At 72.6% G+C, this 13144-nt stretch carries 5 protein-coding genes; all 5 read right to left on the bottom strand.

Features of this window, described 5'->3' with window-relative positions:
* Positions 1-47 precede the first annotated feature (47 nt).
* Positions 48-6098 carry a type I polyketide synthase gene (locus PKF00_RS36965; protein ID WP_271222384.1) on the bottom strand — a complete coding sequence of 2017 codons (6051 nt, stop codon included), beginning with the start codon at positions 6096-6098 and terminating at the stop codon, positions 48-50.
* On the bottom strand, positions 6095-8038 hold the full coding sequence (locus PKF00_RS36960; protein WP_271222383.1) for an AMP-binding protein: 1944 nt from the start codon (positions 8036-8038) through the stop codon (positions 6095-6097). The genes PKF00_RS36965 and PKF00_RS36960 overlap by 4 nt, the downstream gene beginning before the upstream one ends.
* A gap of 4 nt (positions 8039-8042) precedes the next feature.
* The gene (locus tag PKF00_RS36955; RefSeq protein ID WP_271222382.1) at positions 8043-8219 is read right to left on the bottom strand and encodes an MbtH family protein; all 177 of its coding nucleotides are present in this window, start codon (positions 8217-8219) and stop codon (positions 8043-8045) included.
* Positions 8216-12628, bottom strand: a complete 4413-nt coding sequence (locus tag PKF00_RS36950; RefSeq protein WP_271222381.1) for a non-ribosomal peptide synthetase — start codon at positions 12626-12628, stop codon at positions 8216-8218. The genes PKF00_RS36955 and PKF00_RS36950 overlap by 4 nt, the downstream gene beginning before the upstream one ends.
* Position 12629: 1 nt before the next feature.
* A partial coding sequence (locus PKF00_RS36945) for a phosphopantetheine-binding protein (protein WP_271222380.1) occupies positions 12630-13144 on the bottom strand: 515 nt, incomplete at its 5' end.

Genomic DNA, 13144 nt, shown 5'->3' with positions numbered 1-13144 from the left:
GTCCCCGAGTCCGGTCCGGGGGACGGGATGGCCGTCCCCCGGACCGGTCACGGACGGGCGTCCTGCCCGTCGGCGAGCCCGCCGGTGAGGCTGTCCGTGAGCTTGTCGGTGAGCAGGGACATCCAGCGGGCGGAGAGCCGCTCGACCAGGTCGTGGTCGAACGGGGCTCGGTAGGTCACCTCGACCAGGCCCTCCTCGGCGATCGGTATGACGTCGAAGAACAGCCCGTACTTCGCGTGCCCGGCCTGCGGGGCGGCGATCTCGACCTCGAGCCCGGGCCAGGAGAGGTCCGTCAGCGCCGGGTTCAGGTCGAAGACCACCTCGACCGCGGTGTCGGACTGCTCGGACGAGCCCAGCAGCCTGACCAGCCGGCTCTGGATCCGGTCGCGGTAGTGGTCGAAGGAGTCGCTGGAGGAACTGGTGACGGTGGCGACCTCGAGGAAGTGACCGGCGAAGGCGTGTTCCTCCGAGGTCGCCCTGCGGTCGACGTGGACCCCGACGGCCAGCTCGGCGCGCCCCGTCACCTGGTGCAGCGCGTGGCCGAACGCGCTGAACGCGAGCATGAAGGGGGTGCACCCCAGACGCCTGGCGCGTTCGGCCACCGCGCTCCAGAGGCCGGACGGCAGATGGACGGTGTGGCGCGAGGCCGGTTCGAAGTCCGCGGCGGCGGCCGGTTCCCGGCGCGGAGCCGTACCGTCGTGGGTGAGGCCGCGCAGGCGGCCCGGCACGGGGAGGGCCGCGGAGGAGACCGGCTCGCCGCGCACGGCCTGGGCGTACGCGTCGGTGAGATCCGCCAGTATGAGCGCGGCGGACACGCCGTCCATGACGATGTGGTGCGCGCACAGGACCAGCGTGTGCAGGTCGGGCCCGCGCTCGAGCAGGGCGGCGCGGAACAGGGGGCCCTGGTCAAGCGGGAACGGGGCGTCCGTCCACGCCCTGAGGTCGCTCTCCTCGATGACGGGGACGTCCAGAGTGGTGTCCTGGTCGCACCGGAGCAGAGTTCCCTCCTCGGCCAGCGTGGCCCGCAGCGCGGGATGGCGACGCCAGACCGACCTGACGGCGGTGGTGAGGGCCGTCCTGTCGAGCGGTCCGCGCAGGTGCAGCAGGACGCTCTCGTGGTAGGCGGTCCACTCGGGACCGTGGTCGCGCTGGAGCCGCCACAGCTGCCGCTGCTGCGGGGTCGCGGGCCACTTCAGCGGCTCCCGCCTCGGCAGGAACTCGGCCGCTCTGAGCCTGCCGACGCCCCGTTCGACCGCCGACACGAGCTGCTCCACGTCGTGGTCGTCGTGGGCGGTCGACAGGAAGAACGTCCGCCCCTCCCACACGTAGATCCCGTCCGACAGCAGGCTCTGGTAGAGCATCTCCAGCTGCAGGGGCTGGTAGAAGTTGGACGCGCCGCGGTACTCGACGCGCCACAGCGAGCCGAAGGACGCGATCGTGTACGGCAGCTCCTCGGCGCGGATGATCTCCGCCAGCGCGTCGGTGACCCGCTTGGCCCGGCCGTTCAGCTCCTCGTAGAGGGCCGGTCCCCGCGCTTCGAGGTGGTCCAGCACCGCCCGCGCGGCGCTGACGGAGAGCGGGTGCTTCTGGAACGTCCCCCCGAAGAGGGTGGTCGTCGCGGTCGGCGCGCTGTCGTCGCCGTAGCCCCACGTGCCGCCGTCCATGCCGTCCATCAGGTCGGAACGGCCCGCGATGGCCGCGATCGGCAGGCCACCACCGATGATCTTCCCGTAGGTGGCGATGTCCGGCGTGACGCCGAAGTGCCCCATCGCGCCGCGCAGGCCGACGCGGAAACCGGTGATCATCTCGTCGGCGATCAGCACGACGCCGCGTTCGGCGGTGAGCCGCCGCAGCTCGGCCAGGAACGCCGCGGGCTGCACGGACGGGTTGCGGTTCTGCACGGGCTCGACGATGACCGCGGCGAGGTCGTCCGCCACCGACCTCAGGTAGTCCAGTGAGGATTCCTCGCCGTAGGGCAGGACGATCGCCTCGTTCACCGCGCCTGGGGACAGGCCCGGCGCGATGGGCAGGGACTGCCCCGGTTCCAGGCCTCCACGGGCCAGGACCGAGTCGACCAGCCCGTGGTAGGACTTCTCGAAGTAGGCGATCCTGCGTCGCCCGGTGGCCAGCCTCGCCAGCCGGACCGCGCCCATCACGGCCTCGGAACCGGTGTTGCAGAAGGTGACCCGGTCGTGGCCGGTGACGCGGCAGAACTGGTCGGCCAGCTCGTAGCTCTGCCTGAGCTGGTATCCCAGCGAGTAGGTCCGGTCGAGCTGGCGGCGCACCGCCTCGGTCACGAAGGCGGGGTTGTGGCCGAACAGCTGGACGCCGAAGCCCATGCAGTAGTCCGTGTACGCGTTGCCCGCGTCGTCCCAGATCCGCGCGCCCTCCGCCCGCTCGGCCACGATGGGGACGAGCAGTTCCTTCAGCTCGGGCCGGAAGTTCGCCCACGGGCGACTCTCCGCGAGGCGCGGCCTGAACGTGCCCGCCAGCTTCTTCGCGGAGTCGCCGCGCGCGTCCATCCGCGTCACGAGCTCGTTCACGTAGCGCTGCTGGCTCTCGGTGAGCCTGCCCGCGCGCTGCCGGTGGACGGGCGCGGAGGCGGGTTCTCCTCGGAGCGCGGACGTGCCGCCCGCACTGTCTCCATCGACGGCGCCATGGGCGGCACGGGCGGTTCCGCCGGTCTGGCCGGTCGGCGCGGCGACGCCGTTTCCGCTGGAACCGGGGTTCAGGGCGCTCTGGCCGTCCGCCCGGGCGGGGAGCCCTGCCGCGCCGCCCGCGCTCGGGCTGGGGACGCCGCCCGGGCCGACGGCCCCCGGGGCGGGGCCGCCGACGCCCGGAACGGGGAGGCCGGTCGCGACGACCGTGTCCGGGTTGGGAGCGCCGGTCAGGCCGCCCGGGGCGAGGACGCGCAGCTGCTCCCGCATGACGGCCAGTTGCTCGGCCAGGATACGGGCCACGGACGCGTCCGCCGCAGGCCCGGCTGAGGGCTGCCACGCCGTTTCCGGGCCCCCTGCCGACGCCACCGCCGCAGGTCTCGCCGCCGCCGCGGGGGCCGCCGCCGCCTGACCGGCCGCCGAGGCCCAGGCGGTCGCCGCGGCCTCCGGCTCGGAGGACGTCGCCGCGGCGGCGGCCGTCGCCGTCGTCGCCACGGCCACCGCGACCGCGGGCGCGGCCGGGGTCCCGGTCGCCTCGATGGCGGCGGCGAGCGCCCGCACGGTCGGGTGGTCGTCGAAGAGCATCGTCGGCTGCAGGGAGGTCCCGTGACGCTCGTTCAGCTGGGACACCAGCTTCAGCAGGACGAGGCTGTCGGCGCCCAGGTCGATGAACTTCGCGTGGTCGGAGATCTCGGCGGTGCTCAGCTTGAGGTGATCGGCGAGCAGCGTCTTGATCGTTGTGACGACGTCGTCCCTCATGCCGCTTTCCTTTGTGATCGCCCAGTGTCGGGTCCGCTGCCAGGGATAGGTGGGTAGCTCGGGGATGAACGCGCCCTCGGGGTGGACGGCGTTCCAGTCCAGCTCGGCTCCGGCGCGGTAGAGATCCACGAGCGTGGGCACGACGCCGTCCGCACGGTGTGCCTGTACGACGCGGACCCCGCCGCCGCGCCGTCGCGCGGTCTTGACGATCCCCGAGGCGTGGATCGGCTTCGGGCCGATCTCCAGGAAGGAGCCGAAGCCGGTGTCCAGGAGCGCCTCGACCGCCTGCTGGAAGCGGACGGGGCCGGTGATGCCCTCCGCCCAGTAGTCCGTGTCGAGCCGGTCGCCGGTGGCGATCGTCCCCAGGACGGTCGAGAAGAACAGCGCCGACCCCGCGAGGGCGGCGGGTCCGAGCCGAACCGCCCGCATCGCCTCGGCGGCGGGCCGCATGTGCGGGCTGTGGAAGGCGTACTCGCCGCGGAGCGGCGAACAGGCGAACCCGGCCCGGGTGAGCGCATGCGTCACGGACGTGAGGGCCGGGTCGCGCCCGGAGACGACGAAGGTGTCCGGGCCGTTGTGGGCGGCGACGACGACGCCGTCCTCCAGGTACGGCCCGGCCTCGTCTGCGGAGCCGCTGACGGCGACCATGCGTCCGCACCCGTGGACGAGGCGCATCGAGGTCCCGCGGGCGGCCGTCAGGTCCGCCGCCGACTCCAGGTCGAGCAGCCCGGCGGCGTACGCGGCGGCCGTCTCGCCCGCGCTGTGCCCGACGACGGCCGCGGGGACCACGCCGAGGGAACGCCACAGGTCGCACACCCCGGCCTGGAAGGTGAACAGCATCGCCTGCGCCACGTCGGTGTGCGGGGGAAGCGGCTCGTCGCCGCCCAGCAGCGCCCGCACCGACACCCCCAGCGACTGCCCGAAGACGGGTTCGCAGCGCGCGACGACGTCGGCGAAGGGCGCCTCGTCCATCAGGTGGCGGGCCATGCCCGGGTACTGCGCGCCCTGCCCGGAGAACACCAGCACCGGATCGCGCCACGGCGTGCCGTCGTCAGGGAGGTCGGGAAGGTCCCTGAGGTCGCGCAGGAGCTGTCGTCTGTCCTCCACGACCAGGGCGACCCGGTGCCGGTGGTGCGCCCGCCGTACCGCCGTGCTGTGGCACAGGTCGGAGAGGGACACCTCCTCACGCGCCTGGAGGAAGTCGGCGTACCGCCCGGCCAGAGCGCGCAGGGCCGCCGTGCTCCGCGCGGACAGCGGCAGGACGAGCCGCTTCGCGGCGGGGCCGGAGGCGGGTGGGGAAGGGGAGGAGGAGACGGCGGGGACGGAGACGGGGGAAGGGGAGGAGCGAGCGAAGGCGGAGACAGAGGTGGAGGCAGGGTCGGGGGCGGGCGGCCGGGGGCGTCCTGGTGGCGCGGCCGCGACGATGACGTGCGCGTTGGTGCCGCCGAAGCCGAACGAGCTCACCGCGCCGGTCAGCCGCCCCTCGGCGGTCCACGGCCGGGCCTGCGTGACCACCCTGACCTTCGTGCCGTCCAGCCGGAGCCGGGGGTTCGGCGGCGTGGCGTGCAGCGAGGCGGGCAGGTGGGCGTGCCGCAGGCACAGGATCAGCTTGGCCAGGCCCGCGATCCCGGCCGCGGACTCGGCGTGGCCGATGTTGGACTTCACCGAGCCGACGTGGCAGAGCCCCGCCTTCCGCCTGCCGTACGTGCGGACCAGCGCGCCCATCTCGATCGGGTCGCCGAGCGGCGTGCCCGACCCGTGGGCCTCGACGTAGGAGACCGCGTCCGCGTCCAGGCCCGCGTCGGCCAGCGCGTTGCGGATGACGGCCTCCTGGGACGGCCCGTTGGGCGCGGTGAGCCCGTTGCTCCGCCCGTCCTGGTTGACCGCGGAGCCCATGATGACGGCCAGGATCTCGTCGCCGTCGCGTTCGGCCGCCTCCAGCGGTTTGAGCAACAGCAGGGCGCAGCCGTCCGAGCGGACGAAGCCGTCGCCGTCCGCCCCGAACGACCGGCAGCGGCCGTCCGTCGCCATCATCCCGAACTTCGACAGCGACACCCAGTTCTCCGGCCCCAGCACGACGTTGACCGCGCCCGCCAGCGCGATCGAGCACGCGCCGCGCCGCAGGCTCTGCACCGCCATGTCGACGGCCACCAGCCCGGAGGAGCACGCCGTGTCGACCGCGACGCTGGGGCCGCGCATGTCCCAGGTGTAGGAGATGCGGTTGGCGGCGATCGACAGGGCGTGCCCGGTGCTGAAGTAGGGGCCGATGGCCGACAGGTCGCCGCCGACGGCGCGGCCGTAGTCGCTGCCGCTGATGCCGACGAAGACGCCGCAGTCGCGGACCAGGCCGTGCGAGGGCGGCAGCCCGCCGCGTTCCATGGCCTCGTAGGCGACCTCGAGCAGCATGCGCTGCTGGGGGTCCATGTGCTCGGCCTCCGCGGGGGACAGGCCGAAGAAGGCGGCGTCGAACTCCTCGATCCCGTCGACGCACCCCGCCCACCGGCTGCTGATCTTCCCGGGCTCCGCGGGGTCCGCCGAGTACAGCCGGTCCACGGGCCACCGGCCGGCCGGCACCTCCCCGATGGCGTCGACCTCTTCGACGAGGAGCCTCCACAGGTCCTCGGGGGAGGTGACGCCACCGGGGAAGCGGCAGGCCATCGCGACGACGGCGATCTCCTTCATCGTGATTCCAGTGCCTTCGCCAGATCCGAGATCGTCGGATAATCGAAGATCATCGACGACGCCACCGGCGCGTCGAGCAGGCGTTCCAGCTCACCGGCGAGTTCGTGGGCGCCCTTCGAGTCGAGGCCGTAGTCGGCGAAGGGGACGTCGTCCTCAAGCTGGGGGGCCGGCACGCCGAGGATCCTGCCGAGCAGGAAGCGGAGCATCGGCCTCGCCGCCGCGGCGCTGATCTGCGGCCGCGCGGGCGCGCTCACCTGCTGGGTCCGGTAGCGCACGCGCAGCTCGCCCGAGGCCAGCCTGCGGCCGCACTCGTTCCTGCGCACCTTGCCGCTGGAGGTCTTGGGCACGCTCCCCGGCTGGACCAGGGCGATCACGTCGAGCTTGAGCTGGAACGTCTCGGCGATCACGCGCTGGATCGCGGTGGCCGTCTCCGCCAGCGACTCCTCACTCCGTTGCCCCCGCACCTCGCACACCAGGCCGACGGAGTCACCGTCCTGGAAGGCCGCCAGGCAGCCGGGGCGGATCTGGGGGTCGGCCCTCTCCGCGACGTGTTCGAGATCCACCGGGTGGAAGTTCTGGCCGCGGACGATGATCAGGTCCTTGCGCCTGCCGGTGATGTAGAGCTCGCCCTCGTGGAAGAAACCGAGGTCGCCCGTGTACAGCTGGGTCATCCTCACCGGTTCCCCGTGGAAACCCCTGGCGACGCCCCAGCCGGTCACCCTGATCTCGCCGACGGTGTCCTCCGGCAGCTCCTCCCGGGTGTCCTGCGTGACGATCGTGACGTTTATCCCGGGTATCGGACGCCCGCAGGACACGAGCGTCCGCCCGACCGTCGCCGTTTTGGCGATTCCCTCACTGAGCGCGTCCCGGTCGGCGACGAACCTGCCCGGCGTCTCGTTGAGCGGGGGAGTGGTCACCGCCAGCGTGCACTCCGCCAGCCCGTACGACGGACGCATCGCCTCGGCACGGAAGCCGTACGGCGCGAAGACCTCGGCGAACCGGTCGACGGTCTCCGCGCGCACCGGTTCCGCGCCGTTGATCGCCACTCTCCAGGTGTCGAGGCGCAGTCCGGCCCGCCTGGCCTCGGGAATCCTCCTGAGGCACAGGTCGTAGGCGAAGTTCGGGGCGGCGGAGTGGGTGCCGCCGAAGTCGGAGATCGCCCGCAGCCAGCGCTCGGGATCGCGGACGAAGGCCTGCGGCGACATCGTCACGATGTGACTGCCGCGCAGCAGCGGGACCAGGACGCCCAGCACCAGCCCGAGGTCGTGGAAGAGCGGCGCCCAGTTGACCAGCACCGAGTCCTCGTCGAGCCCGAGCGCCGCGCCGAAGTAGTCGACCTCGTCCAGCACGTTGCCGTGCGTGATCTCGATGCCGCGCGGCGACCCGGTCGAACCCGAGGTGTACTGCAGGTAGGCGACGTCGTCCCGCCGCGCCGCGCCCGCGCTGAGGACGGCCCCCTGGGCGAGCCGGCTGAACCGGTCGAACCTGTCGAGATCCTCCTGCCCGGGCGTCACATGCTCCAGCCACGTGACACTGCGCAGACGCGGGCTCAACGCCACCACGTCCGCCGCCGAGACCTGGCGCGCGATGGTCGCCGCGGTGACGTCGGCGTCCTCCACGATCCTGGTGAGGCGCTCCGCCGCCCGGTGGTACGGGATCTCGGGTTCGGGGGCGGGGATGGGCACGGCGCCGGCCAGCAGACAGCCGAAGAACTCGACGATGAAGTCCACGCCCGTGTTGTGGAGCAACATGACGCGCTGACCGGGTTTCACGGTCGCGCTCAGGTGGACCGCGAACGCGGTGGCCAGGCGGTGGAGCTCGCCGAAGGTCACCTCGGAACGCCGCGGTTCGCCCCCGCTCTCGAAGCCGAGGTGGGTGATCGCCAGGCGGTCGGGCCGGAGGCTCGCCTGGCGTGCGATGGCCTCCTCGATCAGTTGCACGGGCTCAGATCCGTTCACGCAGGCTGCGCGGGCGCATGTCGGTCCACACCTGGTCGATGTGGGCCAGGCACTCGTCCTCGGAACCCCGGTGGCCGGCGTCGCTCCAGCCTTCGGGGAGCTCTCGCTCCGAGGGCCAGATCGAATACTGTTCCTCGTCGTTCACCACGACGATGTAGTTCATCGAAGCTCCTCGTGATAGTTGGAGTACGGCTGGCCGGTCATGGCGTGCAGGGCCTCGAGGTACGCGTCGGCGTAGCCCGCGGCGACCGTGTGCGGCAGCTTGGAGGCCGGGTATTCGGCGATCAGCAGCGCCCGGTCGGACGCCGGGTCCTGCACGAACCCGACGCTGAGCGTGAAGTGGTTCGGTTCGTAACGCATCGTCGGCGCGCAGCCGATGCGCTCGTCGTCGATGCGGACCCCGGCGAGCGTGTGGAACCGGTTGAAGCCGAAGTTGACGTCCAGGTTCCAGTTGCTCATGTAGCGGGCGAACACCGCGAACGGCACCCGCCTGTGCGGCATGATCGCTGTCTCCCGCCGGTGCACGTGCCGTACCAGGTCGAGCCAGGTCCCGCCGTCGAGACGGACGGTGAAGGGAACCGTGTTGAGGAACAGGCCCAGCGCCTCGGCGCCCGCCTCCTCCTCGAGCCTGCCGTTGACGCCGAGGCCGGTGACGACCTCCCGCCGGCCGGTCACCCGTCCCAGCGCCACCAGGTGGGCGGTCAGCGCCACGCTCTTCATGCCCGCGCCCGCCGTCTGGGCGAGCCGCGCCATCGACCGCGACAGCTCGTCCGTCACCTCGCGGTCGACGCTCTGGGTCACCGTCGCCGCCGCGCCGGAGGAGGGGAACAGGGTCCCGTCCACGGAGGAGAGCCGTTCCTTCCAGAAGGCGAGCGACTCGGCGGAGGCCGCGGCGGTGCGTTCGAGCGCGACGAACCGGCTGAACCGCGACTGCGGAGGCGGCGCCTGCGGCGTCTGCGGGTGCTCCCGCAGCAGGGCGTGGCGGTTGAGGATCTCGGCGACGAGGGAGGTGAAGCTCCAGCCGTCGAGGATCGCGTGGTGCTCGGTGAGCGTGAGCTGGAAGGCGTCGGAGGACAGCCGCTGGGCCGTCACCCGGAACAGCGGAGCCCGGCCGAGGGCGAACGGGGTCGACCACTCGCGTTCGACGAGCGCGGTGACGGCCGCCTGCTGGTCGGTCCCGCTCAGGTCCTCGACCGTCAGCGGCGACGGTGCGGAGCGGTGGACGAGCTGCATGGGCTCGCCGTAGGAGACCAGGTCGAAGGAGGTCCGCAGCACCGGGTGACGCTCGACGGCCTCGGCGACCACCCGCGCGAGCGCCTGTTCGTCCAGCGGCGCGGAGACCCGGTAGCTGTTGACGTTGTGGTACGGCCTCCGCTCCGGCTCCAGCTCCATGTGGTAGACCATCGCGAGCTGCATGGAGGTCATCGGGTAGGCGTCGACGACGTCGCCGAGGGCCAGGGCCCGTTCCCTGTCGGCCGCGCCGAGCAGCGCGAACGGCTCCAGCCGCGCCCCCTCCTCGGCCCGCGTCACCTGGATCGCCGCGGCGGACACCGTGGGATGGGCGAACAGCACGTCGAGCGGCAGCGCGTAGCCCGCCCGCCGCAGCCGCCCCGCGACCTGGATGCTGCGCACCGAGTCGCCGCCGAGATCGAAGAAGTTGTCGTTCCTGCCCACCCGCTCCAGCTTCAGCACCTCGGCCAGGGCGTCCGCGAGCGCCTGCTCGACCGGCCCCTCAGGAGGGTCGTAGGCCGTCTCGGGACGCCCGGCCTCCGGCAGCGCCCGGTGGTCGACCTTCCCGTTGGAGGTCAGCGGTATCCGGTCGAGGAAGACGACCGCCGACGGCACCATGTACTCCGGCAGCCCGCCCGCGAGGTGGGCGCGGAGCTCGGCCGCCGACGGCCGCTCCGGTCCCGGGACGACGTAGGCGATCAGCCGCCCGTCGTCGACCACGACGACGCAGGACCGCACCGTGGGGTGGTCCGCCAGGGCCTGCTGGATCTCCCCGGGCTCGATGCGGAAACCCCGGATCTTGACCTGGTCGTCGATCCTGCCGAGGTACTCCAGATCGCCGTCCGGCAGCCAGCGCACCAGGTCGCCGCTGCGGTAGCGCCGCGCGCCCGGGAGGGCGGGGTCGGGCAGGAAACGCTGGGCGGTGAGCGCGGGACGGCCGACGTACTCGCCGGTCACGCCGAACCCGCCGACGAACAGTTCGCCGGGAACCCCGACGGGCACGGCGCGGCCGTGCCGGTCGAGCACCTCGGCCGACAGGTGCGGCAGGGGACGCCCGATCACGCTGCGGTCGAAGGGGGTCTCGGGGGTGATGTCGTGGGCGGTGACGTGGACCGTCGTCTCGGTGATGCCGTACATGTTGCACAGCCGCGCCTTCGGCGCCGCGCCGGCGGCGAACCACCGCCGCACGTGGTGCGGCTGCAGCGCCTCGCCCCCGAAGACGATCAGCCGGAGGTGTTCGAGGGCGCGGGGCTCCTCCTCGAGGAGGCCGACGAGCTGGCCGAAGGCCGAGGGCGTCTGGTTGAGGCAGGTGACCCGCTCCCGTTCGAGAAGGAGGGCGAACGCCTCGGGCGACCTGCTGACCTCCTTGGGCACGACCACGAGCCGCCCGCCGTACAGCAGCGCGCCCCACATCTCCCACACCGAGAAGTCGAAGGTGTAGGAGTGGAACAGCGTCCACACGTCGTCGGGCCCCGGTTCGAAGCGTCCCTCGGTCGCGGCGAACAGCTCCAGGACGTTCGCGTGCGTGACCGCGACGCCCTTGGGCCGCCCCGTCGAACCGGAGGTGTAGATGACGTACGCGGTCGAGCGAGGGGAGACGGGCAGCCCGAGGTCGTCGGAGGGCCGCGCGGCGATCGCGGCCTCGTCCTCCAGCAGGCCGACCGTGACCCCCTCCCCGACCCGGTCGGCCACCAGCACCTGGACGCCGGCGTCGGCGACGATGAACGCGACACGGTCACGCGGGGTCTCCACGGCGATCGGCACGTAGGCCGCGCCCGCCTTCAGGACCGCCAGAACGGCCTCCACCTGGCGGGGCGTGCGTTCGAGCAGCAGCCCTACCCGGTCTCCTGGACGCACCCCGAGGTCCCGCAGGTGGCGGGCGAGGCGGTTGGCCCTCGCGTTCAGCTCGCCGTAGGTCACCTCGACGGCGGTCAGGTCGCGGTGCGCCCGCGCCACGACCTCGAACTGTTCGTGCAGGCAGGCGTCCACCCCGTGGCTCATGGCGGTGGCCACGCCGAGGACGTCGAGGTCCGCCCGGGTCAGCATGGGCAGCTCGGCGACGGGCGTCTCCGGCGCCTCGGTCGCGGCCTCCAGCAGGGCCAGCCAGTGCCCGGCCATCCGCTCGACCGTCGCGGCGTCGAACAGGTCGGTGTTGTACTCGACCTCTCCCACCAGCCGGTGTCCCTCGTCGAAGACCGACAGCAGCAGGTCGAACTTCGCCGTGTCCGTCGTGAGGACGCCCGGGACCCCGGTCGCGTCGCCCAGCCGCAGCGGTTTGACGTCGTACCTGGTGTGCGCGCCGAAGGCGACGTGCATCAGCGGCCGGTCGACGACCATGTCGAGCGGCGCCCTGTGGTGGTCGAGGTCCTCCATGACGTCGCGGCCGACCGCGGCCAGCAGTTCGCGGAAGCTCCCGGCGCCGTCGACCCGTGCGCGCAGCGGCAGCATGGTGACGAAGTATCCGATCAGCTCTTCGAGCTCGATCCTGTCCCTGCCCGCGACGGGGGAACCGATCACGATGTCGTCCTGGCCGGTGTAGCGGTGCAGCAGCACCGTGAACGCGGCGAGCAGCACGACGAACGGGGTGACCTCCTCGGCCATGGCCAGCGCGCGCACCCGCTCGCCCACCTCGGGCGGGACGCCGAACACGTGCGTCGCCCCCGCCGTCGACCGCACCGGCGGGCGGGGCCTGTCGGTGTGCAGCGCCAGCCGCTCGGGCGCGCCGGCGAGCCGCCGCTGCCAGTAGTCGAGGTCCTCCCGCGGGTCCTGCTCCCGCAGCCACGCCGCGAAGTCCGCGTACTGCACGGCGGGCGCGGGCAGCCGGGGCGCGCGCCCCTGGGTCCGCGCCGCGTACAGCTCGGCGAGCTCGCGTTCGAAGACCGGCAGCGACAGTCCGTCACAGGCGATGTGGTGGAAGACGACGACCAGCGCGCCCGCGTCCGGCGCCCATCGCAGCAGCCGCGCCCGCACCGGCAGGTCGTGCTCCAGGTCGAACGGGCGGCGCGTCTCGGCGCGGATCAGCTCCTCCGCCGCCTCCTCGCCGCAGTCGACCACCGCGAGACCGATCGCCGCGGCGGGGCGGACCACCTGGTACGGCTCCGCGACCGAGGCCGCGAACACGGTGCGCAGGACGGCGTGCCGCGCCACGATCGCGTCAAGGCACTCCTCGAGCAGCCCGGCGTCCACCTGCCCTTCGAGCCTGAGCACCCAGGGGATGTTGTGGACCGCGGTGCCCGGGGTCAGCCGTTCGAGGAACCACAGGGCGCGCTGGCCGTACGACAACGGGGCGGTTTCCAGGTTCCCCGGTCTGAGCGGCCGCCAACCGTGTTCGACGGTCGTCATGTCAGCTCTCCTCAACCGTCAGGCCGGTCACGGCCGCCACCCACTCCTGGTCGTCGAGCCGCGGCAGCGCGGCGACCGCCGCGGCGCGGCGCAGCAGGGCCTGGGGTGAGGACGCCTTCTCCAGGAGCACCTCGGCCTGTTCCACGACGGTGCGGGAGGTGAAGAACACGCGCGGCGGCAGGTCTATCCGGAGCGCGACGGCGATGCGCGCCTTCACCTTGGCGATCGCGAACGAGTGCGCCCCCAGCTCGAACACGTCACTGTCGGCCGTCACGGGCAGACCGAGCACCCGTTCCCATATGTGGGTGAGGGTGTGGTGGAGGGGGGAGACGGCCTGGTCGGTGCCGGTGCCGGTGCCGGTGTGGGCGGCCGCGTCCCCGGTCTTCTGTGCGTCTGTGTCCGCGCCGTTGGTTGTGTCTGTGTTGGTGTGGTGGTGGGGCAGGGGGGTGCAGGTGTGGGGTGGGGGCAGGGTGTTGCGGTTGATTTTGCCGTTGTGGGTGAGGGGCATGGCGGGCA

The sequence above is a fragment of the Streptosporangium carneum genome, assembly GCF_027922005.1.
Classification (GTDB): Bacteria; Actinomycetota; Actinomycetes; order Streptosporangiales; family Streptosporangiaceae; genus Streptosporangium; species Streptosporangium carneum.
This window is presented reverse-complemented; position numbering and strand designations above follow the sequence as displayed.

What these genes read in the sequence shown, in the direction of transcription:
- PKF00_RS36965 (WP_271222384.1), bottom strand. Translation starts at nt 6,098, where the DNA reads ATGAAGGAGATCGCCGTCGTCGCGATGGCCTGCCGCTTCCCCGGTGGC.
- PKF00_RS36955 (WP_271222382.1), bottom strand. Translation starts at nt 8,219, where the DNA reads ATGAACTACATCGTCGTGGTGAACGACGAGGAACAGTATTCGATCTGG.
- PKF00_RS36950 (WP_271222381.1), bottom strand. Translation starts at nt 12,628, where the DNA reads ATGACGACCGTCGAACACGGTTGGCGGCCGCTCAGACCGGGGAACCTG.